Genomic DNA, 22,307 nt, shown 5'->3' on the forward strand with positions numbered 1-22,307 from the left:
GGGCCAGCGTCGCGTCGAGGTCGGCCTTGGCGGGCCGGTTGTGGGGGAGCTTGGCGAGCATGGCGGCCATGCCGCACGTGTTGGTCACGGCGGAGAAGACCAGGCCGCCGGCGATGCCCGCGGACAGCAGCCGGAAGGCCGGGTGGACGACCTCGCCGAGAGCGAGCCCGAGCAGGACGACCGAGCCGGCGGTGAGGCGCACCTGGCGTTCCATGCCCCAGGTGGCCTTTCGGGTGCCTTCGGGGCGGTGCAGGTCGTGGCCCTCGGCGGCCCACGCGCCGGTGCCTCCGGCGAGGGTGGCGGTGTGGATGCCGTTCGCAGCGAGCGTCCGGCAGGCGTTCTCGGATCGGGCCCCGGAGGCGCAGACGACGAGGACCTCGCCGCGCTGCGCGGCCTCGCGGATGTCGGGCAGCGCCCGCTCCAGTTGGTCCAGGGGGACGTTCAGGGCGCCGGGGACGTGGCCGCCGGCGTACTCGCCGGGCGTCCGGACATCGATGACGGTGAGTTCGTGCAGGCGGGCGCGGGCCTGGTGGGGGTCGAGTGTGCCGGGGGTGGTGGTGTCCATGGTGGTTCTCATCCTTGTGTGTCCGTTGGTCACCGGGTGGGGCCCGGTGGTTGTGGCGAGTCCGGGAAGGGGGTGGGTGGGGGGAAGTCGGCGGTCGCGGGCCCGGGCGGGGCCGCGACCGCGAGGCGGTCAGAGGAGCGCGTCGACGAGCATGAAGGCGGCGACCGCGAGCAGTACCCAGGCGAAGAGACGCTGCAGCGTGCGGCCGTTGAGCCTCTTGGCCAGGCGCTTGCCGTCCCAGGCGCCCAGGATCGCCGCGGCGGTGAACGGCGCGATGACCGCCCAGTCCAGGTGCGTACCGCTGCCCGCGCGGGCGGCGAGGGCGGCCAGCGAGTTGATCGTGATGACCAGCAGACTGGTGCCGACCGCCCGGCGCATCGGCAGGCTCAGCACGCTCACCAGGGCCGGCACGGCGAGGAATCCGCCGCCCACCCCCAGGAAGCCGGTCACCGCGCCGAGCCCGGCGCCGGCCGCGCCGGCCTTGCCCGGGCGCACCGTGCCGGAGGGCTCGGTGCGCGCCGGTCGCAGCATGCGCAGGGCGGCGAGCGCGGCTATGACCGCGAAGGCCAGGGTCAGCAGCGCCTGGGGGAGGTGGCCCGCCAGGGCACCCGCGATCATGGCGGGCACGATGCCCGCGGCGGCGAAGAGCAGGCCCGTGCGCCAGGCCACGTTGCCGTCCCGGGCGTGCCCGACGAGCGCCGTGACCGACGTCAGGCTGACGATGACCAGGCTGGCCGTCGTCGCCTGTGCCGGGGTGAAGCCGAGAAGGTAGATCAGGGCGGGTACGGCGAGGACGCTGCCGCCCCCGCCCAGGCCGCCGAGGGCCAGGCCGATGACGGCACCGGCGACGAGGGCCAGGATCAGAGCGGTCATGCTATCGAGCCGTCGTTCCCGCGTTCGTCGACGACCGGATGCCCGGCGGCGGCCCACGCCCTCATGCCGCCCTTCACGTCAACCGCCTGCGCGCCGCGCTGGGTGAGCAGCTCGGCGGCCTGCTGCGAGCGGTTCCCGCTGCGGCAGATCACCACCAGCGGGCGCGCCCGGGCCGCGCTCGGCAGCGCCGTTCCGGCGGCCAGCCGGGACAGCGGGGCGTGGATCGCGCCGGGCGCGTGTCCGGCGTTCCACTCGCTCTGCTCACGCACGTCCAGCAGGACGGCCGAAGCGTCGGCGCCCTGGGTGCGCCGGTGGGCCTCGTCCACGGTGACACGGTCCGCGCCACGACGGAAAAGGGACATCACACAACCTCTCGGAGAGTTCTGGGGACCGGACGGGGCGGGTCAGCCGGCGACGACGGTCAGCCCGGCGCCGGTGGCGGAGTCGAAGCCGTCGTCGACGGCCACCACGTCCCGCCCGGCGGCGTCCAGCAGGGAGGCCGCGATACCCGCCCGCATGCCACCGGCGCAGTGCACCCACACGGTGCCGGCCGGTACCTCGCCGAGCCGCTTGTGCAACTGGTGGATCGGGATGTGCACGGAGCCCTCGATGAACCCGGTGGCCCGCTCGGAGTCGCGGCGCACGTCCAGCACCACGACGCCGTCCGTGCCGCGTTCGGCCAGGCCGGCGAACGTGGACCTCGGGAAGGACGCGAGCGGGGTGCCCTCGGGCACCCACTCCCGCGGCGTTCCGGTCGCGGCGGCCGCGGGCCGGTCGATGCCGACCCGGACCAGCTCCCGCTGGGCGGCGGCGAGCTGCTCGGGGGACTCGGCGAGCAGCGTCACCGGCTTGCCCCACGGGATCATCCAGGCCAGGTAGGTGGCGATCTTCCCGTCCGCCTCGAAGTTGAACGCCCCGGCGACGTGGCCCTCGGCGAACGCCACCCGGTTGCGCAGGTCGACGACCCACTCGCCGGCCGCGAGGCGGGCGGCGATCTCGCCGGCGTCGGCGACGGCCGGAGGGGTCAGGTCCACCGGCACCGGACCGGCGGCGTTGGCCGGACCCATGTGCGCGTAGTACGCGGGCACGTCGTCGAGTCCTGCCAGCAGCCGGGCGACGAAGGAGTCCACGTCCGTCGTCAGTGCCGCGTTGACGGACTTCTCCTTGCCGATCGTCGTGGTGTCCCCCTCCGCCTGCGCCGAGGAGCAGAAGCTGCCGAAGCCGTGCGTCGGCAGTACGGACGTCTCGTCCGGCAGCTCGGCCGCCAGACGGTGCGCGGAGGCGTGCTGGGCGCGGGCCAGCTCCTCGGTCAGCCTCGGCTCGACCAGGTCGGGACGGCCCACCGTGCCGATCAGCAGCGACCCACCGGTGAACGCCGCCACCGGATAGCCCTGCTCCAGCAGGACGTAGGAGGTGTGGTGCGGCGTGTGACCGGGCGTGGCGACCGCGCGCAGCTCCAGGCCGGCGTCGACGGTGACGGTGTCGCCGTCGGCCACCGGCACCCGCGCGAACGAGACGTGGGCCGCGGCCGGCACCAGGTACTGGGCGCCGGTCACCCGGGCCAGCTCCAGGCCGCCGGTGACGTAGTCGTTGTGGATGTGGGTCTCCACCACGTGCGAGATGCGCACCCCGCGCCGGGCGGCCGCCGCCAGCATCTGGTCGACGTCGCGCGGCGGGTCCACCGCCACGGCCGTGTCACGGCCGCCGGCCAGATAGTGGCGGTTGCCCAGTCCCTCGATCTCGATGGTGTCGATGAAGAACACGGAGACGTTCCCTTCGTCTGAATTACCCCCCCGGGTATATCTACACCGTACACGATTACCCCGGGGGGTATGTGTGGGACTGTGCCGGCCCGGCTCCGGCCCGGCACCGGGCCGGTGGCCGGACAGGTCCGGGCCGGTCCGTCAGAGGCGGCCGGTCAGCATGCCGCGCCAGTACACCTGCGGCAGCACGTACCGCTTGAGGACCCACATGTCACGCCGCTCCTTGAAGGTGTCGATCAGCGGGAAGGTGGGCGAGGGCTTCAGGTCGTAGTCGAACTCGGCGAGCAGCATCCGGTCGCGGCCGGTCACCAGCGGGCAGGAGGTGTAGCCGTCGTACCGGTGTGTCGGGCCTTCGCCGCCCATGGCCGCGAGCAGGTTGGCGGCCACGACGGGGGCCTGCTTGCGAACGGCCGCGCCGGTCTTGGAGGTCGGCAGGTTCGCCACGTCGCCGAGCGCGAACACCTCCGGGTACCGCGGGTGCCGCAGTGTGTGCCTGTCCGCGGCCACGAACCCCAGCGGACTCGCGGGATCGGCGAGCGGGCTGCTCTTGACCCAGTCGGGCGCGCTCTGCGGCGGTACGGCGTGCAGCAGGTCGTAGGGGACGGTCTCCGCGGTGCCGTTCGCGTGATCGGTGAGGACGACCTCCCGGCGGTCGCCGTCCACCGCGGTCATCTCCGACCTCAGCCGCACCTCGATGCCGTACCGGTCGGTCACCTGCTCCAGCACGCGCGCCCACTCGGGCACCTTGAACAGGACCTCGTCGGGAACGACGAGTATGACGCGGATCCGGTCCAGGACCTTCTGCCTGCGCCAGTGGTCGGCGGCCAGGTAGGCGATCTTCTGGGGTGCCCCGCCGCACTTGACCGGCGTCGCCGGGTGGGTGAAGACGGCCGTGCCGGAGCGCAGCCCCCTGACCAGCTCCCAGGTGCGCGGAGCGTACTGGGGCGCGTAGTTGCTGCACACGCGGTCGTGTCCCACCGCCTGCGCGAGGCCGGGCACGGCGGCCCAGTCCAGTTGCAGCCCGGGGGCCATGACGAGGTACTCGTAGCCGATCTCGGCGCCGCCGGACAGTGCGACGGTGCGTGCGTCGGGATCCACGGCGAGGGCGTGCCGGCGTATCCAGCGCACCCCGTCCGGTATGACGGACGCCTCGGGGCGCCGGGTGCTGCGCAGGGGAGCCTGACCGCCGCCCACCAGGGTCCACAGCGGCTGGTACCAGTGGCTGTCGGAGGGTTCGACCAGGGTGATGTCGGTGACGCCGGCACGGCGCAGCCTGGCGGCGACGCTGATTCCGGCACTGCCGCCGCCGATCACGGCGACGCGATGCCGCCCGGCGATCGGTTCGTTGTGGGGTGAGGGGCTGGCGACCATGGTGGAAGTCCTTCCCGTCCGGCCCTCGGGGCCGTGAGCTCGGTGGCTGCGCCGGCGCCCGGCGGAACCGGCGCGGGTCACGCTCCGCACCCGCTCGCCGCGGGGTCGCGCGGACGCGCGCGGGGCGCACCCCGGTGCCGCACGGTCCGTGGTCCGGCCCGGGCGCCGTGCCGATGCCCCGGTGGTACCGGGGGAGGCGTGTCGCGCGGTGGGGGCGCGGTGGTCCGCGCGACGGCCGCCGCGGCCCCGGGCGAGCCCGGAGGGACCCTGCGCACCCCCATTGGTTGCCTCCTCAAATACCCCCAGGGGTTTTCCGATGGCGAGGCTACGGCGGTCTCCAGGAGTCGGTCAAATACCCTGGAGGGTATTTGCCTCCGAGGTAAGACCGGGTGCCGGCCGGTTCGTGCCGTAGGTTCGGCCGATGAGGTCACGGGGTGCCCCTGCCAGTGGAACGGGACCGTGCGGAGCCGAGGAGCAGACATGGACGCAGACGCCTGGGACGAGCGCTACCGCGCGGTGGAGCGCGTGTGGCCGGCCGGCCCGAACATGTGGGTGGTCCGGGAGGTGGCCGGTCTGAGGCCCGGCCGCGCCCTGGACCTGGCCGCCGGCGAGGGCCGCAACGCGCGCTGGCTGGCGGGCCGGGGCTGGCGGGTCGACGCGGTCGACTTCTCGCCGGTCGCGGTGGGGCGCATGGCGGAGGGGGCGGCAGAGGCGGACGGGACGGCGGAGGGGGCGGGGGAGAGTGCCGGGGCGGTGCACGCCGCGGTCGCCGACGTCACGCGGTACGCGCCCGAACCGGGCGCGTACGACCTCGTTCTCCTCTCCTATCTCCATCTGCCCTGGCGGGACATGGCGGGGGTGCTGGAGCGCGCCGCCAGGGCGGCCCGGCCCGGTGGCACCCTCCTCCTGGTCGGCCACGACGTCGGCAACCTGGAGCACGGCACCGGCGGGCCGCAGGATCCCGATGTGCTGTCCGGCGTCGAAAGGGTGCGCGCCGTCTGGGAGCCGTCGGCCGACGTGGTCGTCGCCGAGGTGGCTCGCCGTCCCGTCGGCGAGGCCGTCGCCCTCGACACGGTCGTCCGCGCCGTTCGGCGCTGACCGCACTGCCCTCCCGGCGGCGGGCGTCCGTGCGGCCGGTTGGGCGGGCGGAGCGGCCCGCTTCCCGGGTGGGGTGTCCGCGGTCCGGGACACTCACCGCACGCCCGGGTCGGACCGGGCTGCGGGCGGCGGCGGGCGGCGGCGTCCGCCCCGGCCGGCAAGCGCGCGAGGAGGGCGCGGCGGCGCTCAGTCCCCTCGTCCCACGAGCGCGCCGAGGGCGGCGTCGAGACGGCGGGTGGCTTCCTCGGCGACCGGGGCCATGGCGTCGAGGCCGCTCAGGGTGACCATGGTGCCCGGGTCGATCGCCTGGACGACGACGTCGTCCCCGTCGGCGCGCACGACCACGTTGCACGGGAGCAGCAGTCCGACCGACCGGTCGGCCTCCAGGGCCTGCCGGGCGAGGGGCGGGTTGCAGGCGCCCAGGATCAGGTACTCCTCCATGTCATGGCCGAGCTTCGCCCGGAGCGTGGCCCGCACGTCGATCTCCGTCAGGACGCCGAAGCCCTGATCGGCCAACGCCTGGCGGACGGCGGTGACCGTCTCGTCGAAGGTCCCCTTCAGCCTCACGGTGCGGTCGTACGGCATGGTGTCCCACCTTTCCTGATCACGGCTTCGGCATGCGGGTGCACGAACGCCTGCCTGGCCGCGGCGTCCGGCCACCCCGGGGAGAACATACCCCGGGGGGTAAGAGTTCGGACGAGATCCGACCCTTCACCGGCGTGGTCGGTGAGTCCCGGCCGAGGCGGGCCGGGACCTCGGGCCCCACTCGCTCGTCCTCGCCCCGCAAAAGCCGGACCTTCGTGCGGCCGGCGAAGGCGAACGGTCCGGTCAGGCCATGCGTGCCGGTGGACCCGGTGGGGACGTGCTCCCCGGGCCGGGGGCGGTGGCCCCGGCCCGGGGAGCCGGCGTGCTGCCGGGCTGTGTCGCGTCGGTCGTCGCGGACAACGCCCACTCCTCTCGTGCCGGCCGCCGTACGCCCGGCAGGCGCTCGTGGCGGCAGCCTGACGCGAAGCGGTGGAGTCCGGCTCGACTACCGCTCCCGTACGCAGTAGTCGCCGAGGACGGGTTCCAGCATGCCGAAGGCCGTGCCGGCCAGCTCGGTGATCTCCTCGCGCAGCCGCGCCGCCGGGGCCGCCGCGCGGCACAGGGCCCGTACGCGGCGGCACAGCACACGGTGGGCGCCCGCGAGCTGAGCCGCGCTCAAGTGCGGCACGGGATCCTCCGGCCCGGTCCGTGTCGCGTGCGCCAGGGCCGCGGCGAGCGCCGCCTCGCGCTGCTCGTCCATCTCCCGCTCGCGGGCACGCAGCCGCGGGCTGTCGTGCACGAGCCGGGCGAATCCGGGTGTGCAGCGCCCGTTGACCGGGTGCGGCCGGTCGAGGGAGGACACGAGGACACGGTGCAGGGCGTGCAGCGCGGACTCTCCCTCGGCACGTTCGCGCACCACACGGGCGAGGCTGTCCACGACGCCCTCGTGGGCGTCGAAGACGAGATCCTCCTTGAGTGGGAAGTAGTTGCTGACCGTCATCTTCGAGACGTCGGCGGCTTCCGCGATCTCGGTGATCGTCACGTTCTCGAAGCCTCGCTCGATGAACATCAGCGTCGCCACGTGGGCCAGCCGTTCGCGGGTCTCCCGCTTCTTGCGCCCTCGGCGGCCCTCTTCCGGGGCCGCCGTCCGGGCCGTTCTCACCTCGGTCATGCCTCCCATCGTACCCGTCTGATTTGACCATCATAAAGATTGGATTGACAAAAAATTTGAGCGCACATAAATTTGTGGAAGAATCCCCATCGCACAGGAGACCCCTTGGACCCCACGGTCGCCCGCCGCGACACCGCGTCCCGTTCCCGGCCCGAGCGCCTGGACCCGGCCCTGGTCCGGCTCGGCTCGGTGCTGGTCCTGGGCGCCGTGCTCGCCCAGCTCGACGCGACGATCGTCAACGTCGGTCTCGGCCCGATGGCCGCCGGCCTGGACACCTCCATGGCGGCCGTGCAGTGGGTGAGCGCCGGATACCTGCTCGCCGTCGCCTTCGTGGCCCCACTCTCAGGCTGGCTGCAGAAGCGGTACGGCGGCAAGCGCGTCTGGCTCGCCTCGGTCGCCCTGTTCATCGCCGCCTCCGCGCTCAGCGGCCTGGCCCCGACCGGCGGCTCGCTCATCGCCTTCCGGCTGCTGCAGGGCGTCGGCGGCGGGCTGATGCAGCCGGTCGGCCAGTCCCTGGTCGCCCGGCGAGCGCCCCGCAAGGGCTGACCCCCGCCCCCTATCACCACCCCTCGGTCCCCGTCACCGAACAGCCGTCGAGGAGATGTTCCATGACCAAGTCCACCTCACACCCCCGCACCGGGCTGCGCCTGATGGCCGTGCACGCGCACCCGGACGACGAGTCCAGCAAGGGGGCCGCCACCCTCGCCCGCTACCACGCCGAGGGCGCGGACGTCCTGGTCGCCACCATGACCGGCGGCGAGCGCGGCGATGTCCTGAACCCGGCCATGGACCGCCCCGAGGTGTGGGGCGACCTGCCCAGGCTGCGCCGCCTGGAGATGGAGCGGGCCCGCGAGATCCTCGGCGTGCGGCAGGAGTTCCTCGGCTTCACCGACTCCGGACTGCCCGGGAACGGCGAGCCGCTGCCCGAGGACTGCTTCGCCGTGCAGCCGCTGCGGACCGGCGCCCGCCCGCTGGTCGCCGCGATGCGCGCCTTCCGCCCGCACGTCGTCGTCACCTACGACGAGAACGGCGGCTACCCGCACCCCGACCACATCAAGACCCACCAGGTCTCGGTGGAGGCGTTCGACGCGGCAGGCGACGCCGACCGCTACCCCGGTACCGGGGAGCCCTGGCAGCCGCTGAAGCTCTACTACACGCGTGCTTTCAGCAGGGCCTACTTCAAGGCCATCTACGAGGCCATGACGGCCGCCGGGCTCGCCTCGCCGCACGGTGAGGTGCTCAAGGAACTCGAAGGAGTCGAGGAGAAGTGGGAGATCACCACCCGGGTGCGGTGCGCCGAGTGGTACCCGACCAGGCTGCGGGCGCTCCTCGCCCACGAGACCCAGGTGAACCCCAACGGCCCCGAGCGCTCCTGCCCGTTGGAGATCGAGCAGCAGGCCTGGCCCACCGAGGACTACCACCTCGCGCGCAGCCTGGTGGACACCGACCTGCCGGAGGACGACCTGTTCGCGGGTGTCACCCGTGAGGCCCGAGTCGGCCGGCGAGCCCGGTCCGACCGGGCTCGCCGGCTCCGGAGGAGCCGGAATCAGGAGGCCCCTATCGAAAGGAAGTGACCACAAGAGGCCGGACTGGGCACCGGAGCCGCTTGGACCACCCATGGACCGGTCGAGGCGGATTACCTTGTCTTCAAGCGTGCGGAAATCTATGTCAGCCAGAGTAGACATTGGGTGGCGGTGTGGTTATGGTTTCTCTCGTAGCCGAGATTGAGCAAGGCCCGGCAGAAAGGAACTGCCGGGCGGCGGTACCGCGGTTGCAGTTCGCCGGATGCTGCGGTGGTGGAGCTCCGAAGCCAGAGCGGTTGCAGGACGGGCGACGGGGCTGGCTGCCGAAGGTGGCGCTGTTCGAGGCCGCCGGCAGGTGCAGGACCAGCAGTCCGCGGTTTCCGTCAGTGAGCAGTTGATCTAGAGGGAAGGATGGAGGAGCCGAGCGCCATCAGGATCGCCCGGGTGGAAGTCCAGGACCCGGGTACCGCAGGACATCGATAGTGAGGTGGTCTTCGGTCAAGCAACCGCGATCCCCGCGCCCCCGACAGCGTCTCGGTAGGGTCTGCGGAAACAGAGGGCCGGTGCAGTGTCAGGGCCGGCGGATGGTGTAGTAGTTCCTTCGGGGCCCTGGTGCCGGACGGCGCCAGGGCCCCTCGACGCGTTCCACAGAGAGGTGCAATGACAGCAGATGACACGTTCGGCCGTCTCGACGACGACGACTACCCCGCCTACACCATGGGCCGGGCGGCCGAGATGCTCGGTACCACCCCCGCCTTCCTCCGCGCCCTCGGCGAAGCCCGCCTGATCACTCCCCTGCGCTCCGAAGGCGGCCACCGCCGCTACTCCCGCTACCAGCTGCGCATCGCCGCCCGCGCCCGGGAACTCGTCGATCGGGGCACCCCCATCGAGGCCGCCTGCCGGATCGTCATCCTCGAAGACCAGCTCGAGGAAGCCCAGCGCATCAACGCCGAATATCGCCGCGCCGCCGAATCGGCGAACCCGACGGCAGCAGAATGACATGAGCGTGCCCGTCAGCGCCGGCGGGCGTCGCACGCACGGGCTCGGTGCGCGGAGTGATCTTTTCCTGTGGTGACGCGGCGTGTGGGCGTGTAGCGTCTGCGTAAGCTGTCGTGGTTCGGAATTCCCTCTTGCCCACGCCTCTGGTGTGGGCGTTTTGCTGTGCTGTGCCGCAGGGACCAGGGCGATCACCTCCGTCTGCCACATGGAGTGGGAGGCGTTCATCGACTGGAAGGCATGACCATGGCTACGGGAACTGTGAAGTGGTTCAACGCGGAGAAGGGCTTCGGCTTCATCGCCCAGGACGGCGGCGGCCCGGATGTCTTCGCGCACTACTCCGCGATCAACTCCACGGGCTTTCGTGAGCTCCAGGAGGGCCAGGCCGTGACGTTCGACGTCACCCAGGGCCAGAAGGGCCCGCAGGCCGAGAACATCAACCTGGCCTGACCTCGCAGTCCTGCCCGAGGGATCGCGCACGCCGCGTCCGGTGGCCGCCGCACGTGCGGGCCCTGCCGCCCACCTGGACGAAGTCGCCTGATCTCGTGCCGGGCCGGCACAAGATCAGGGGCCGCGCAGCCATGGCTGCGCGGCCCCTGATCTGTGCAAGTCCGGGCCGGTGCGACTTCGGCCTGACACTTCCCGACCTCAGTCGCTGCAAGAGTCGCCGGGCGCGCGAGCCGCATGTCCTGCGCGGCTAGCGTGCAGCTGGACTGAGGGCTTTCGCGCCTCCTGTCCTGGGACGTGTTCCCGATGACTCATCATGTGGGGTGGCTGCTGACTCCCGTGCCTGGCCTCGATGCCGGCGGGGCCGCGGCCGGAACCGGGACCGTGCTGTCGGGCTGTGGTTCAGGCGTCGATGATGACGGGGATGATGAGGGGCTTGCGGCGGTGGGTGCGGAACGCCCAGTTCGCGACGGCGCGGGCGAGGAGTTGTTCGAGTTGGCGCGCGTCCCCGACGCCTTCCTCGGCCGCGGCGGCCAGGGTCTTCTCGATGACGGGGACGACCGGCTCGAAGGTGGTGTCGTCGTGAACGAAGCCGCGGGCCAGGAAGTCGGGGGCTTCGGCGAGGGCGCCGGTGTCCGCGTCGACGATAGCCACCACCGTGACCACGCCTTCGGCGGCGAGGGTGAGGCGGTCCTTGAGGGACGCTTCGGTGGCGCCGCCGACTTCCATGCCGTCCACGTAGACGTTGCCGGCGGGGACCTTGCCGGTGATGGACGCGCGTCCGTCGACCAGGTCGACGACGACGCCGTCCTCGGCGATGACGACCCGGTCGGGGTCGACACCGGTACGGATGGCGAGGTCGGCGTTGGCCCGCAGGTGGCGCCATTCGCCGTGCACGGGCATGACGTTGCGGGGTTTGACGATGTTGTAGCAGTAGACGAGTTCGCCGGCGCTGGCATGCCCGGAGACGTGCACCTTCGCGTTGCCCTTGTGGACCACGTGGGCGCCCCACCGGGTGAGTCCGTTGATCACCCGGTAGATGGCGTTCTCGTTGCCGGGGATGAGGGAGCTGGCGAGCAGGACGGTGTCGCCCTTGCCGATGCGGATCATGTGGTCGCGGTTGGCCATCCGTGACAGCGCGGCCATCGGCTCGCCCTGGGAGCCGGTGCACACCAGAGTGATCTTGTGGTCCGGGAGCTTCTCCAGCTCCTTCGTGCTCACGACCAGGCCGGAGGGGACCTTCAGATAGCCCAGGTCACGGGCGATGCCCATGTTGCGGACCATCGACCGGCCGACGAAGGCGACCTTGCGGCCGTGCTGGTGGGCGGCGTCCAGGACCTGCTGGATGCGGTGCACGTGGCTGGCGAAGCTGGAGACGATGACCCGGCGCGGCGCGGTGCGCATCACCTGCTCGATCGCCGGGTTCAGCTCACGCTCGGAGGTGGTGAAGCCGGGTACTTCGGCGTTGGTGGAGTCGGTGAGGAACAGGTCCACGCCCTCCTCGCCGAGGCGTGCGAAGGCGCGTAGATCGGTGATGCGGTCGTCGAGAGGGAACTGGTCCATCTTGAAGTCGCCGGTGTGCAGCACCATCCCGGCCCGGGTGCGGATCGCGACCGCGAGGCTGTCGGGGATGGAGTGGTTGACCGCCACGAACTCGCAGTCGAAGGGACCGAAGCCGCGCCGGTCGCCCTCCCGTACCCGCACCGTGCGCGGCCGGATGCCGTGTTCCTTGAGCTTGGCCTCCAGGAACGCCAGCGTCAGCTTGGAGCCGACGACGGGAATGTCGGACCGCTCGCGCAGCAGGTACGGCACGCCGCCGATGTGGTCCTCGTGGCCGTGGGTGAGTACCACGGCCACGATGTCGTCCAGCCGGTCCCGGATCGAGGTGAAGTCCGGCAGGATCACGTCCACGCCGGGCTGGGTCTCCTCGGGGAAGAGTACGCCGCAGTCGACGATGAGCAGCTTGCCCGCGTGCTCGAAGACGGTCATGTTGCGGCCGATCTCACCCAGGCCGCCCAGGGCGATGACCCGCAGCCCTCCTTCGGGAAGGGGCGGTGCGGCTTTCAGCTCGGGATGCGGATGACTCATACCCTGACGGTACCCGGAGAGCGGGACAGGGTGATCCATTGCCTGTGGGATCCAACCAGCGCTCGATACCACCCGAGCCGCCGGAGGACGTACTGGCGCTCAGGTCGGCGCCCGTCAGCTGTCCGCTGCCCCGGCCTCAAGCCAGGAGGGCAACCGCAGCCGCAACGACGGCAGCAGCCGCGGCGTGTGCCGGGGTGGCGTCGCGCGTCGGGGGCCAGTAGCTGCGAGGTGACGTGGGGGTGTCAGGTCTCCCGGTGCCCGATCAGAACAGTGCCAGGCCCTCGCCGCTGGTGTCCGCGACGACTGGCCGGGACTGCGTGGTGAGGTCGTCCAGGCGGTCGGGACCGGCCGCGGCGGCCACGGCAGGGGCCGTCTCGGCCAACCAGACACGAAACCGCTCGGCGGCTTCGCGGTAGGGGACTCGCGCCAGGACACGGTGCTCGCCGGAGCGGCAGAAGTCCACGGTGACGGTGAGCAGGCAGACGAGCCGCATGATGGCCGGGGCCGGCATGGAGCCGACCGTCACCAAGGTCCGCTCGGGCGGGGCGGAGCTGAGCCGGATCACCGGCGCCAAGGCTCCCTCCGGGATCCCGCTCGACGGCGGGCCCACCGTCCCCCGACCCAAGAACAGCAACGCTCCCTTCCGCGGCCTCGGCATCAGCAAGGGCACCTCCCGTGGCGCCGGCGGCAAGTCCCGAAAGGCGGGCGAGGCCCGCAAGCTCGCCGAGGCCCGCAGGGCCGCCCTCGTGCGTCGCAACGGCTGAGAGCCGTTTGCCCTGGCAGCCTGGCCACGCGATCGACAACCCTCGGCCCGGCCCGAAGCCGTCCTGTGTGCCTCACCTACGAAGTCAACACCTTCGGCCGCGGGAAGGACGCCCGCCGAAACGGAGCAGGATGATGTTGCCGGCGCCTCGCACTGCGCCCGGCATGACAAGCTGTGCTTGCCCACCCCCCCCGAACCCAGGAGGTCACCATGACCGCAGAGCCCCTGTCTCCGGAAGGTTCGGAGCCGGCTGCCCCCGAGACGTCCCCTCTGGAGCCGGACCGCGACGGCAACTACGACCTCAAGCGCAAGTTCCGCGAAGCCCTGGCGCGCAAGCGCGGTGCGCAGGCGGATGCCGCTGATGTTGCCGCCAAGTCCGATGCATCGAAGGTGCGTTCTGCGCACGGCCCGGCTGCGAGCCAGCGGTCGTTCAGGCGCAAGAGCGGCGGCTGAGTCGCTGAGTCCCGCGATCTCACCGCTTCACCGGCACTCGCGCTATCCACGCGCGCGTCCCGTGCAGTGGCCCGCGACATGCGCATGCCCTTGCGCGCGTTGCGGACGGGGCATCGCCGGGGCTCGCCTGGGGGAATGGCCCAGATGCGGTTGGCTCGGGTCGGTGGCGTCGCCGAACTGGAATTCCGGGATGAGGGCACTGCCTAGTCCGAGGGCACGCGGCCGGTGTTGCGCGCCTTGCGTGCCCCTGTACCGCTGTGAAAAACGACTGCGGCTGTCGAAGTTCCTCGCCGTCCGGGCCTGAGGCTCGTACGGCGGGCCACAGCACCGTCTCTTCCATGAAGGCATGGCTGAAGACCAGCGGCACCGCCTGTTTCAGAACGCGTTCCCGCTGGTGAAGGTCGTCGAGGGTCAGGTAGTGATCCGTCAGCCGCCGTTTCCTCGTGCTCACGGCGTTGACGCACCAGGATGCTGCTGTTTCCACCGAGCTGATCGACGGTCTGGTCCTTGAGGGTCTTCGATATGGCCGCTCCCGTGCATATGCCCAAGACGGGCCGTGACGCTTGCCGGAGCCACCCTGATCTCCACGCCCGCCCGCACCATCCCTTGGGGGAGCAGCCCTTAAGCTGGGCGCGCCCCCAAAACCTCCCGAAGCGTTGCGCTTCGGCTGGGGCAAAATCTGTGCCCGCGAGCTGAGGTTTCAACGAGACAGGCAGACAGATTCTCTATCGCATTAAGTGGGGGGTGGGATTCTTCACCGTACACAGGCCGCTTCGGCGTGCTACTGTCGATCTCAGTTGCAGTTGTGGTCCCAAAACTTCAAGTGCCCTCCGGGCGGCGCCTGTGCCACTGGAAGCACTTTTGTTATCCGGTCTTTTTCCCGGCGGGGTGATCATCGCGGCGACACGGGGTCCGTGCAGTGCGGATCCCGATGCACTGCCCCAGAGGAGAAATGACATGGCTGCTGGCACCGTCAAGTGGTTCAACGCGGAAAAGGGCTTCGGCTTCATCGAGCAGGACGGTGGCGGCGCTGACGTGTTCGCCCACTACTCGAACATTGCCGCCCAGGGCTTCCGTGAGCTGATCGAGGGCCAGAAGGTGACCTTCGACATCGCGCAGGGCCAGAAGGGCCCGACGGCCGAGAACATCGTTCTCGCCTGACGCCGACTGTCGCGTACTTGTAGCTGGGGCCCGCGTCCTTCGGGGTGCGGGCCCCAGCTACTCGCGTTTTCCGCAGTGGTTTCACCTGCGGACGACAACCAGGAAGCCCGTAGGCTCAGCGCATACGGAGCATCCTTCAGGGATGTACGCACCCTTCATAGCTTCATCGCGGCGGACGCCCGAACATTGCGTCCGCTTCGCGCCACTCATTCCAGCGCCTGTGCCCGCACGGATTTTCCGTCGGTCAGATTCGCTGTCGCGTTCCACCGGTCCATTCTTGCAATTCTCTGTGCTGCTGATCGCTGCGGGAATTCCTTGATATGTGCCGCATCGAGGAAGGTTCCGCATGAACCGCACACGCACGAACGACCGCTTCACCCGCACCCGTAACGGCAGTACCGACTCCGGCAGGGGCAGCAGCCGATTCGGCTCGTCGGCCAGGAGCCGCTCCGGCGGGCCGAGCCGCTCCGGGGGTTACGGCCGCCGGCCTGCTGCGGTCCAGGGGGAGTTCGCGCTGCCCAGGACGATCACTCCTGCGCTCCCCGCCGTGGAGGGCTTCGCCGATCTCGACATGCCCGGTGCGCTGCTGGCTGCGCTCAGCTCGCAAGGCGTGACCGTACCCTTCCCGATCCAGGCCGCGACCCTGCCGAATTCCCTCGCCGGCCGGGATGTACTGGGCCGTGGCCGCACCGGCTCCGGCAAGACCCTGGCCTTCGGGCTGGCGCTGCTGGCCCGTACGGCCGGGCAGCGCGCCGAGGCGAGGCAGCCGCTGGGGCTGATCCTCGTACCCACGCGTGAGCTGGCGCAGCAGGTCACCGACGCGCTCGCCCCGTACGCCCGCTCCGTGAGGCTGCGGCTGGCCACGGTGGTGGGCGGAATGTCGATCGGCCGACAGGCGAGCGCGCTGCGCGGTGGTGCCGAGGTCGTCGTCGCCACGCCGGGACGCCTCAAAGACCTCATCGATCGTGGCGAGTGCCGGCTGAACCAGGTTTCCATCACCGTCCTCGACGAGGCCGACCAGATGGCCGACATGGGCTTCATGCCGCAGGTCACCGCCCTCCTCGACCAGGTCCGCCCCGAAGGGCAGCGCATGCTGTTCTCCGCCACTCTCGACCGCAACGTCGACCTGCTCGTGCGCCGCTACCTCAGCGACCCCGTCGTGCACTCCGTCGACCCCTCGGCCGGCGCGGTCACGACGATGGAGCACCACGTGCTCCACGTTCACGGTGCCGACAAGCACACGGCAACCACCCAGATCGCCGCACGCGACGGCCGCGTGATCATGTTCCTCGACACCAAGCACGCCGTCGACGGCCTCACCGAACACCTCCTGAACAGCGGGGTACGGGCCGCCGCCCTGCACGGCGGGAAGTCACAGCCACAGCGCACCCGCACGCTGGCACAGTTCAAGACCGGACACGTCAATGTGCTGGTAGCGACCAACGTCGCGGCGCGCGGCATCCACGTCGACAACCTCGACCTCGTCGTCAACGTCGACCCGCCGACCGACCACAAGGACTACCTTCACCGCGGCGGCCGCACCGCCCGTGCAGGAGAGTCCGGCAGCGTCGTCACCCTGGTCACCCCCAACCAGCGCCGCGGTATGACCCGCCTCATGGCAGCGGCCGGCATCGTCCCGCAGACCACCCAGGTCCGCGTCGGCGAAGAGGCCCTGCACCGCATCACCGGCGCCCAGGCCCCCTCCGGCATCCCGGTCGTCATCACCGCACCGGTGGTCGAACGCCCCAAGAAGCGCGGCGCCACCTCATGCGGTCGGCGCCGCCCCGTCTCGGCGGCTCGCCGTGCGCTCGTACGGCAGTCCACCGCCGGTGCGGCGACATAGAACCCTCGTGTCAGGAAGCCCGCCCAACTTCGCAGGAGGCACCCTTTGACGCTGGACCAGACGCAGTTCCGCTCAACACGTACCAACGTCGTGCAGACGGCGGCCGATTCCGCGGACGCGGCCGGACCGCAGGTCTGGGAGGACATGACCGTGGAGGTGGCACTGTGCGTGATGACCGCCGCCCGTACAGGTCATCTGGTCGTCTGCGACGAGGACGGTCTGCGCACCGGCCTGGTCACCCGGGACCGGCTCACGGCCGTTCGTGACGGCTCCGGATACACGGACCGGATCCGCCTGCGGGACATCGCCGACGTCATCGGGCCCTTCGCCTCGCCGCTGGCCACGAGGGCCGAAGCCGAGCGTGCGATGCGCTGCTGCCGGCTCGGGGCCCCGCCCGTGGTCGACGGACACGGCAACGCTCTGGGCGTCCTCGCCCTCTCTCGCTGAACCGCCGTAACCCCTGCCCGGCCCCGTCTTCTCTTCTCCCTGGAGGCATCATGCGCTGTGTCATCGCTCGCTTCCCGTTCGACCTGACCAAGAGCGGCGTGGTGGAATTGATGAAGGGCGTCACACCTGAGCTGGTCACCGGTGAGTTCGTCATCATCGGACGACGCCACTACCCCGCCAAGCAGGTCGGCCAGGTCATCACCCGCCAGGACCGCCGTGATTTCAGCACCGGTGAAGTCCTCAGGGCCATGACCCAACTCGGATTCACCTGTCGCACCCGCCCTACCGCCTCATCTGCGCCCCTGGCCGACCCGTACGGGCTGGCTTCCGCAACGCTCGGCGCTCCCCCTGTCCGCCTGACGTACGGACAGGTGTGAGCCGAACCGAACCGTGAGGCCCCACCGGCGTGGGCGAATTCCAGGCGGTGAGTTGATCAAGCCGCGAGCAGTTTGGACAGACGCTCGGCTGGGGTCTCCCAGCCGAGCGTTTTGCGTGGGCGGCTGTTGAGTTCGGTTGGCCCGTTTGGCGCGTACCCCGGCGGCGGCAGCCCTCAACTCAGGGCCATGATCAATCTCAGCGCCGACGGCTGTACCGATGTAAAGGCCGGTCTCCATGGCGGTCATGCGCTGTCAGCCCACCTGGATCGGTTTTGTGCCTCCAGGCCCAGCAGGTGGTCGCCGAGGCGGGAAGCAGCCAAGGACAGCACTCTTCCGAGTGTATCTGCGGAAGAAGTTCAGACACTAACCATGGAGAAAACCTATCGTGACAACAGTAGACATTGGCCCGTCGCAGGGTTACTGTCTTTGTCGTACCCAGGAAGTCGAAGTGGGCACGGCAGACATGAACTGCCGTAGCGGCAGGTCAAGCGGCCCAAGAGGGGCGTCAGCAGTACCCGCGGTATCCAGCAGTATCACCGAGTAACCGAAGGTTAGGAGCGAGACGCCATCAGGATCGCCCGGGCGAGGAAGCAGTCCGCCCGGGTACCGCAGGCCCAGGATTGGAAGGTGGTCCCCGGTCACGCATCCGCGATCCCCGCAGTCCCGCTCTCCCAGGCGGACCCTGCGGACATACAAGGCCGACGCAGTTCGCCGGTAGATGGTGTTGAAAGCTCGGGGCCCGGGTGCCAGTGCGGCGCCCGGGCCCCCCGACGTCCCCCGGAAGAAGAGGTCTATGCCCCTGGCAGTTCCCGCGCCGTCACCCCTCTCGATGACGACGACTATCCCGCCTACACCATGGGCCGGGCCGCCGACATGCTCGGCACCACCCCCGCCTTCCTTCGTGCCCTCGGCGAACACCGCCTGATCACACCTTTGCGCTCCGAAGGCGGCCGCCGCCGCTACTCCCGCTACCAGCTGCGCATCGCTGCCCGTGCCCGCGAACTCGTCGACCAGGGCACCCCCATCGAAGCTGCCTGCCGCATCATCTCCGCGTCGTCTGCTGGTGTGGATCCGGTGCTGCGGTGTGCTCCCGTGGCACCGTCGTCGACGGCCGTTGCGCTCTGGGAGGGTGGCGCGGTCTTCTCGCTGGATCGTGTGCTGATCAGGCTGGCGGCGAACAGGAGGACGGCCCCGGCGTAGAAGGGGGCGCGCAGTCCGAAGGCATGGGCGGTGAAGCCGGCTGCCACGGCCCCCAGTGCGGTGCCGATGCCGATGACCATCTGGTAGGCCATGGCGACACGCCCCAGCAGTTCGGCGGGCACGAGTGACTGGCGCAGCGATACCGCGGTGACGTTCCATGCCAGGTTCGCTGCTCCGTACGCGGCGATGCCCATGCCGACTATAGGGCCCGAGGTAGCGGTGCCTGCGACTGCGGCAGCGATGGCAGTGCCCGCAGCGGTCAGTTTGAGGACGCGTGGAGCGCCGAAGCGTGCGGTTAGGCGCGGGGTCGACATTGCCCCGGCCACGCCGCCGAGCGCGAAGGAGGCGACCAGCAGGGCGAAGCCCAGGTTGCTCAGGCCCAGAGTTTGCCGGGCGTAGAGCACCAGGATGGCGATCAGGCCGCCGCCGACGAGGTTGGTGATCCCGGATGCCAGGCAAAGCCGGCGCAGCAAGTGGTGGCGCCAGAGCCAGCGGACGCCCTCGGTCGTGTCACGGCGCAGGGTCGTCCACGTCTTCGATGCTGGCTGGGAACGGGGCTGGAAGCTCCCGCGGAGGATGCATACCAGTGCGGCAGCGGTGGCGAAGGACACCGCGTCGACAGCGAAGGGGAGCGCGGCGGCGATGCCGAACAGCAGCGCGCCCAGGGGGGTTCCAAGCAGGGTGTCAGTGATGAGGGAGCTGGACTGCAGACGGGCGTTGGCCCGTGTGAGTTCGCCGTGGGCAACCAGTGCGGGGACCATGCCGGCCCAGGCGCCGCTGTAGAGCGTCTGCCCACAGCCGAGCAGGAAGGCGACGAGCGCCAGGAGTGGAATTGTCACCATGCCGGCTGCGACCGTCGCGGCGAGCGCTCCGACAAGCAAGGCCCGGGACGCGTCGACGAGCCACAGGATGCGGCGGCGGTCGAAGCGGTCCGCCAGAACACCGGAGGGCAAGCCGAGGAGCAGCCAGGGCAGTTGCTCCGCCAGGGACACCAGCGCGATCTGCCGCGGATCGGCGGTCAGTTGCGCCGCGAGGAGCGGCAGAGCAACGAAGCTCATGCCGTCACCAAGGCTGGATACGGTGACCGAGGCCCAGATCCGATTGAAGCTCGGCCCGAGCCGTGTGCGGGGGATACCTCTGAGGGATAACATGAACCAGACTCTGGTTCTGGTTTTGAGAGGTGTCAAGGAGTCAGATGACTGAGCAAGTCCACAAACCACAGCAGCAGCGCAGCCGGGAGAAGGTGACCCGCATCCTTGAAGCGACGGCCACGCTGCTGGAGACGACTTCCTACGAAGAGCTGGGCACCAAGCTGATCGCCGCCGAAGCGGGAGTCTCAGTGGGCGTGCTCTACCGGTACTTTGCCGACAAGGAAGCAATCGTCGCCTCCCTGGTCCACCGCTGGTTCCAGATGGACGTGCAGATTGCCGAGCGGATCACTGAGGAGCCCTTGCCTCAGCGCTCGCAGGAGCTACTGGAGAAACTGCTCAGCGCCTACGCGGACCGCTTCCGTATGGAGCCCGGCTACCGGCGCGTCTGGTACCACGGGCCACGTATCGCCGCGCTGCGCGCGGATGGCCGACAAACGGACCAGGCGATCGCTGAGCGGGTCCACAAGGCACTCGTCCGCGGCTACGCGATGCCGGACACCGAGCAGTTCCGGCGACGCGCTCGACTCGCCGTGGAAGTCGGGGGCAACCTGCTCGACTTTGCCTTCCGCGAGAGCGCCGAAGGCGACCCTGAGATCCTCGCCGACGCCGCGCTCATGATGGACCGCTACCTCTTCGCACCGTCCACCGACTCAGGGTCTCCAGGAACTGGGTGAAGCTGCGGCAGAAGCCCTTCGGCACGGACTGTCAGGCGGCCTGACCGAGAACAGCAGCGGTCAGGTCCTGCTCACGCAGCGGGGCGAAGTCGCATCGCGAACCCTCCGAAGCCGTCCACCGCGCGGGTGACCGCGCCGAACCCGCCGGCCTGCACCACCTGGGCCTTCACCAGGGCGTGGACTGCCGGGGAGACCCTGCCCTCCAGCCGCGTCGCGACCTCGTCCACCGACGCCTCCTCGTCCAGGCCCTCCAGGGCTTGGCGGACCTCGGCGGTCATGGCCGCGGCCCTCGTGAGCGCCTCCTGGGCCGGGCCGCCCTCGTCGATGTGCTTGAGCACCGTGCGGTAGTTCCCGATCAGGGCCTCGACGGTCTCCCGCTCGGCGAGCCGGATCTCCTCCAGCTCCGTCTTGGCCTTCTTGATCTTCGCCGCCACGCGCTTGCAGAACATCGTCGCCAGGTCGTCCCGCACCCGCATACGCGCCTTGTGCGTCAGGGCCGCGACCAGCGCGATGCGCTTGACGGGGCGAAGTTCCGCAGCTCCGAGGCGTCCGCCGCGTCCGCTTCTCCGGCGAAGTCGGTGATCTTCCCCGCGGCGACTCCGTCCATCCACACGTTGGTGTCGCCGAGCTCGTCCAGCCATTCCAGACGCTTGGTCAGGTTCTTGAAGTGCGACCAGGTCGGGCCCTTGGCGGGCTTCTTCAGCCGGTTGAACAGCGTTGTCCCGTCGCTGTCGCGCTCCTCCAGCAGCCGCATGAGCCCCGCCCGCTGAGCGGCCCTCATGCGGTCGTGGATACCCGCGCAGATCGAGGCGTTCACCTCGGTGCGGATCTTCGAGGCCATCTTGTCGAAGGTCGAGAACCCCGGCAGCTCCAGCCCGGCCTCCACCACCTTCTCCAGCGCGATGTTGATCAGATCCGCCGGGCGGTTCTTCGCCGCGGCCTCCTTGCGGATCGACTGCTCGACGATTCCCCGGGCCTTGGCCTGGTCGTACGTCACGCCGGCCCGCTTGCGGACCAGGCCCCGGTGGTGCTTGGCGGTTCGCTCAGCCCGGTACACCGGCAGCGTGCCCTCCGGCAGCCCTACCGCCCGCCGGACGAAGTCCACCACCATCTCCGGGACGTCCTCCAGTGCCGGGAAACACCCCATGCGCCGGTACGACTTCAGCATCAGCAGCAGCGCCAGCAGATGCTCATCACAGTCCGTGGCATCGGCCGCCCACTTCAACTCATCGCGGCTCGGGGAGAAGAACAGATGCAGCTCATGCGCGGTGATCAGCCGCTTGAACCGCGGATACGCGGTCCGTTCAATCGATGTCACAACCCGCCCCAGGCCCAGACGACGCTCAACGTCACCACCAACGACACTGAGCCGAATGGGTGACGGGTGACGGGCGCTCAGGGCTTCAAGATCATCCCGTTGCCCCTTTGGCGCGTGTCTCGGTCACACCCCCGTCACCCCTGCGTACGCGCGTGCAATTGAATCGAATGGATGTCGCGAACGAGGAGCCCACCACTGGAGTTGGTGCGGACCCAGTCCTGCTCGCGCCAGGGTTTGATCGCGTTGACCACCGCGTTGCGGGAAGCGCCAATCATCTGAGACAGCTCCGTCTGGGTCAGACGCACGGCGAGATCCGAAGCCGAAGCTGATGCGGCCTCGACCAGTCGCGACAGAGCCGATGCCAGACGCAGCGGCACAGACGCGGTGGCCAGTTCGAGCCGAACGGCCTCCGATTCCCTGACCCGGGCGATGGCATGGCGCAGGAGTGGGGCCAGCAGATCATGCTCCTCAACGAACGCGAGGAAGGCGGCAGCCGGGAT

General features: G+C 70.2%; 24 protein-coding genes and 2 pseudogenes. 13 read left to right on the forward strand and 13 right to left on the reverse strand.

The annotated features are described in order from the left end of the window. The 5 genes from MXD57_RS29375 to MXD57_RS29395 all read right to left on the reverse strand — a co-directional run. A partial coding sequence (locus MXD57_RS29375) for a rhodanese-like domain-containing protein (protein WP_250405214.1) occupies positions 1-565 on the reverse strand: 565 nt, incomplete at its 3' end. 129 nt (positions 566-694) lie between these two features. Then, positions 695-1,438, reverse strand: a complete 744-nt coding sequence (locus tag MXD57_RS29380) for a sulfite exporter TauE/SafE family protein (RefSeq protein WP_250405215.1) — start codon at positions 1,436-1,438, stop codon at positions 695-697. Beyond that, positions 1,435-1,800, reverse strand: coding sequence for a rhodanese-like domain-containing protein (locus tag MXD57_RS29385; protein ID WP_250405216.1), 366 nt, complete (start codon positions 1,798-1,800; stop codon positions 1,435-1,437). Before MXD57_RS29385 ends, MXD57_RS29380 begins: the two co-directional genes overlap by 4 nt. Before the next feature lie 42 nt (positions 1,801-1,842). After that, the gene (locus MXD57_RS29390) at positions 1,843-3,201 is read right to left on the reverse strand and encodes a rhodanese-like domain-containing protein (RefSeq protein WP_250405217.1); all 1,359 of its coding nucleotides are present in this window, start codon (positions 3,199-3,201) and stop codon (positions 1,843-1,845) included. A 141-nt stretch (positions 3,202-3,342) separates the two neighbouring features. Then, positions 3,343-4,572 (reverse strand): NAD(P)/FAD-dependent oxidoreductase, encoded by a 1,230-nt coding sequence (locus MXD57_RS29395; protein ID WP_250405218.1) that lies wholly within the window; start codon positions 4,570-4,572, stop codon positions 3,343-3,345. 480 nt (positions 4,573-5,052) lie between these two features. On the opposite strand from MXD57_RS29395, the gene MXD57_RS29400 reads away from it, so the two are divergent. After that, positions 5,053-5,670 carry a class I SAM-dependent methyltransferase gene (locus tag MXD57_RS29400; protein WP_250405219.1) on the forward strand — a complete coding sequence of 206 codons (618 nt, stop codon included), beginning with the start codon at positions 5,053-5,055 and terminating at the stop codon, positions 5,668-5,670. Between the two features lie 186 nt (positions 5,671-5,856). Here the strand turns inward: MXD57_RS29400 and MXD57_RS29405 are convergent, their stop codons facing one another. Beyond that, positions 5,857-6,255, reverse strand: a complete 399-nt coding sequence (locus MXD57_RS29405) for a DUF302 domain-containing protein (protein WP_250405220.1) — start codon at positions 6,253-6,255, stop codon at positions 5,857-5,859. A 445-nt stretch (positions 6,256-6,700) separates the two neighbouring features. Beyond that, the gene (locus MXD57_RS29410) at positions 6,701-7,366 is read right to left on the reverse strand and encodes a TetR/AcrR family transcriptional regulator (RefSeq protein WP_250405221.1); all 666 of its coding nucleotides are present in this window, start codon (positions 7,364-7,366) and stop codon (positions 6,701-6,703) included. 105 nt (positions 7,367-7,471) lie between these two features. Here MXD57_RS29410 and MXD57_RS29415 point away from each other — a divergent pair, with 105 nt between their 5' ends. The 4 genes from MXD57_RS29415 to MXD57_RS29430 all read left to right on the forward strand — a co-directional run bounded on the left by MXD57_RS29415 (position 7,472) and on the right by MXD57_RS29430 (position 10,335). Then, positions 7,472-7,912 carry an MFS transporter gene (locus MXD57_RS29415; RefSeq protein WP_250405222.1) on the forward strand — a complete coding sequence of 147 codons (441 nt, stop codon included), beginning with the start codon at positions 7,472-7,474 and terminating at the stop codon, positions 7,910-7,912. A gap of 62 nt (positions 7,913-7,974) precedes the next feature. Then, positions 7,975-8,940 carry a mycothiol conjugate amidase Mca gene (gene mca / locus MXD57_RS29420; RefSeq protein ID WP_250405223.1) on the forward strand — a complete coding sequence of 322 codons (966 nt, stop codon included), beginning with the start codon at positions 7,975-7,977 and terminating at the stop codon, positions 8,938-8,940. 609 nt (positions 8,941-9,549) lie between these two features. Then, positions 9,550-9,888: a helix-turn-helix domain-containing protein gene (locus MXD57_RS29425; RefSeq protein WP_109280363.1), complete on the forward strand. Its 339-nt coding sequence runs from the start codon at positions 9,550-9,552 to the stop codon at positions 9,886-9,888. Positions 9,889-10,131: 243 nt separating this feature from the next. Then, entirely contained in the window at positions 10,132-10,335 is a 204-nt protein-coding gene (locus tag MXD57_RS29430) for a cold-shock protein (RefSeq protein ID WP_030052720.1), read from the forward strand. A gap of 399 nt (positions 10,336-10,734) precedes the next feature. On the opposite strand, the gene MXD57_RS29435 is transcribed toward MXD57_RS29430, so the two are convergent. Beyond that, positions 10,735-12,420: a ribonuclease J gene (locus tag MXD57_RS29435; RefSeq protein ID WP_250405224.1), complete on the reverse strand. Its 1,686-nt coding sequence runs from the start codon at positions 12,418-12,420 to the stop codon at positions 10,735-10,737. Positions 12,421-12,682: 262 nt separating this feature from the next. Next, a complete protein-coding gene (locus MXD57_RS29440; RefSeq protein WP_250405234.1) occupies positions 12,683-12,931 on the reverse strand; it encodes a hypothetical protein in 249 nt (82 codons plus the stop codon). On the opposite strand from MXD57_RS29440, the pseudogene MXD57_RS29445 reads away from it, so the two are divergent. The 7 genes and pseudogenes from MXD57_RS29445 to MXD57_RS29475 all read left to right on the forward strand — a co-directional run. After that, positions 12,897-13,184, forward strand: a pseudogene (locus MXD57_RS29445) (DEAD/DEAH box helicase); the annotation flags it as partial. The gene MXD57_RS29440 and the pseudogene MXD57_RS29445 overlap by 35 nt on opposite strands. 209 nt (positions 13,185-13,393) lie before the next feature. Further along, positions 13,394-13,636, forward strand: coding sequence for a DUF5302 domain-containing protein (locus MXD57_RS29450; RefSeq protein ID WP_250405225.1), 243 nt, complete (start codon positions 13,394-13,396; stop codon positions 13,634-13,636). Between the two features lie 957 nt (positions 13,637-14,593). Continuing rightward, positions 14,594-14,797 carry a cold-shock protein gene (locus MXD57_RS29455; protein ID WP_070022949.1) on the forward strand — a complete coding sequence of 68 codons (204 nt, stop codon included), beginning with the start codon at positions 14,594-14,596 and terminating at the stop codon, positions 14,795-14,797. Between the two features lie 346 nt (positions 14,798-15,143). Continuing rightward, positions 15,144-16,640: a DEAD/DEAH box helicase gene (locus MXD57_RS29460; protein ID WP_250405226.1), complete on the forward strand. Its 1,497-nt coding sequence runs from the start codon at positions 15,144-15,146 to the stop codon at positions 16,638-16,640. Between the two features lie 45 nt (positions 16,641-16,685). Next, positions 16,686-17,087 carry a CBS domain-containing protein gene (locus tag MXD57_RS29465; RefSeq protein ID WP_250405227.1) on the forward strand — a complete coding sequence of 134 codons (402 nt, stop codon included), beginning with the start codon at positions 16,686-16,688 and terminating at the stop codon, positions 17,085-17,087. A 50-nt stretch (positions 17,088-17,137) separates the two neighbouring features. Continuing rightward, entirely contained in the window at positions 17,138-17,464 is a 327-nt protein-coding gene (locus tag MXD57_RS29470; protein ID WP_250405228.1) for an SCO5918 family protein, read from the forward strand. 819 nt (positions 17,465-18,283) lie between these two features. Next, positions 18,284-18,511: pseudogene (locus MXD57_RS29475) on the forward strand (MerR family transcriptional regulator); the annotation flags it as partial. Here the strand turns inward: MXD57_RS29475 and MXD57_RS29480 are convergent. After that, complete coding sequence (locus tag MXD57_RS29480) at positions 18,433-19,815, reverse strand: MFS transporter (protein WP_284506263.1); 1,383 nt, start codon at positions 19,813-19,815, stop codon at positions 18,433-18,435. The pseudogene MXD57_RS29475 and the gene MXD57_RS29480 sit on opposite strands and share 79 nt — an antisense overlap. A 44-nt stretch (positions 19,816-19,859) precedes the next feature. On the opposite strand from MXD57_RS29480, the gene MXD57_RS29485 reads away from it, so the two are divergent. Next, entirely contained in the window at positions 19,860-20,489 is a 630-nt protein-coding gene (locus MXD57_RS29485) for a TetR/AcrR family transcriptional regulator (protein WP_250405230.1), read from the forward strand. Positions 20,490-20,560: 71 nt separating this feature from the next. Here the strand turns inward: MXD57_RS29485 and MXD57_RS29490 are convergent, their stop codons facing one another. The 3 genes from MXD57_RS29490 to MXD57_RS29500 form a co-directional block, all read right to left on the reverse strand. Then, a complete protein-coding gene (locus MXD57_RS29490) occupies positions 20,561-20,965 on the reverse strand; it encodes a hypothetical protein (RefSeq protein WP_250405231.1) in 405 nt (134 codons plus the stop codon). 14 nt (positions 20,966-20,979) lie between these two features. Beyond that, positions 20,980-21,807, reverse strand: a complete 828-nt coding sequence (locus MXD57_RS29495; protein WP_250405232.1) for a DUF4158 domain-containing protein — start codon at positions 21,805-21,807, stop codon at positions 20,980-20,982. Positions 21,808-21,941: 134 nt separating this feature from the next. After that, on the reverse strand, positions 21,942-22,307 hold a 366-nt coding region (locus MXD57_RS29500; RefSeq protein ID WP_250405233.1), incomplete at its 5' end, for a helix-turn-helix domain-containing protein.

Source organism: Streptomyces cellostaticus (assembly GCF_023630175.1).
GTDB lineage: Bacteria > Actinomycetota > Actinomycetes > Streptomycetales > Streptomycetaceae > Streptomyces > Streptomyces cellostaticus_A.

Bases quoted from the DNA above. Each gene is read 5' to 3' on its own strand.
- MXD57_RS29380 (WP_250405215.1), bottom strand. From the start codon at position 1,438: ATGACCGCTCTGATCCTGGCCCTCGTCGCCGGTGCCGTCATCGGCCTG.
- MXD57_RS29385 (WP_250405216.1), bottom strand. From the start codon at position 1,800: ATGTCCCTTTTCCGTCGTGGCGCGGACCGTGTCACCGTGGACGAGGCC.
- MXD57_RS29395 (WP_250405218.1), bottom strand. From the start codon at position 4,572: ATGGTCGCCAGCCCCTCACCCCACAACGAACCGATCGCCGGGCGGCAT.
- MXD57_RS29400 (WP_250405219.1), top strand. From the start codon at position 5,053: ATGGACGCAGACGCCTGGGACGAGCGCTACCGCGCGGTGGAGCGCGTG.
- MXD57_RS29405 (WP_250405220.1), bottom strand. From the start codon at position 6,255: ATGCCGTACGACCGCACCGTGAGGCTGAAGGGGACCTTCGACGAGACG.
- MXD57_RS29410 (WP_250405221.1), bottom strand. From the start codon at position 7,366: ATGACCGAGGTGAGAACGGCCCGGACGGCGGCCCCGGAAGAGGGCCGC.
- mca (WP_250405223.1), top strand. From the start codon at position 7,975: ATGACCAAGTCCACCTCACACCCCCGCACCGGGCTGCGCCTGATGGCC.
- MXD57_RS29425 (WP_109280363.1), top strand. From the start codon at position 9,550: ATGACAGCAGATGACACGTTCGGCCGTCTCGACGACGACGACTACCCC.
- MXD57_RS29430 (WP_030052720.1), top strand. From the start codon at position 10,132: ATGGCTACGGGAACTGTGAAGTGGTTCAACGCGGAGAAGGGCTTCGGC.
- MXD57_RS29435 (WP_250405224.1), bottom strand. From the start codon at position 12,420: ATGAGTCATCCGCATCCCGAGCTGAAAGCCGCACCGCCCCTTCCCGAA.
- MXD57_RS29440 (WP_250405234.1), bottom strand. From the start codon at position 12,931: ATGCCGGCCCCGGCCATCATGCGGCTCGTCTGCCTGCTCACCGTCACC.
- MXD57_RS29450 (WP_250405225.1), top strand. From the start codon at position 13,394: ATGACCGCAGAGCCCCTGTCTCCGGAAGGTTCGGAGCCGGCTGCCCCC.
- MXD57_RS29455 (WP_070022949.1), top strand. From the start codon at position 14,594: ATGGCTGCTGGCACCGTCAAGTGGTTCAACGCGGAAAAGGGCTTCGGC.
- MXD57_RS29460 (WP_250405226.1), top strand. From the start codon at position 15,144: ATGAACCGCACACGCACGAACGACCGCTTCACCCGCACCCGTAACGGC.
- MXD57_RS29470 (WP_250405228.1), top strand. From the start codon at position 17,138: ATGCGCTGTGTCATCGCTCGCTTCCCGTTCGACCTGACCAAGAGCGGC.
- MXD57_RS29480 (WP_284506263.1), bottom strand. From the start codon at position 19,815: ATGTTATCCCTCAGAGGTATCCCCCGCACACGGCTCGGGCCGAGCTTC.
- MXD57_RS29485 (WP_250405230.1), top strand. From the start codon at position 19,860: ATGACTGAGCAAGTCCACAAACCACAGCAGCAGCGCAGCCGGGAGAAG.
- MXD57_RS29490 (WP_250405231.1), bottom strand. From the start codon at position 20,965: ATGCGGGTGCGGGACGACCTGGCGACGATGTTCTGCAAGCGCGTGGCG.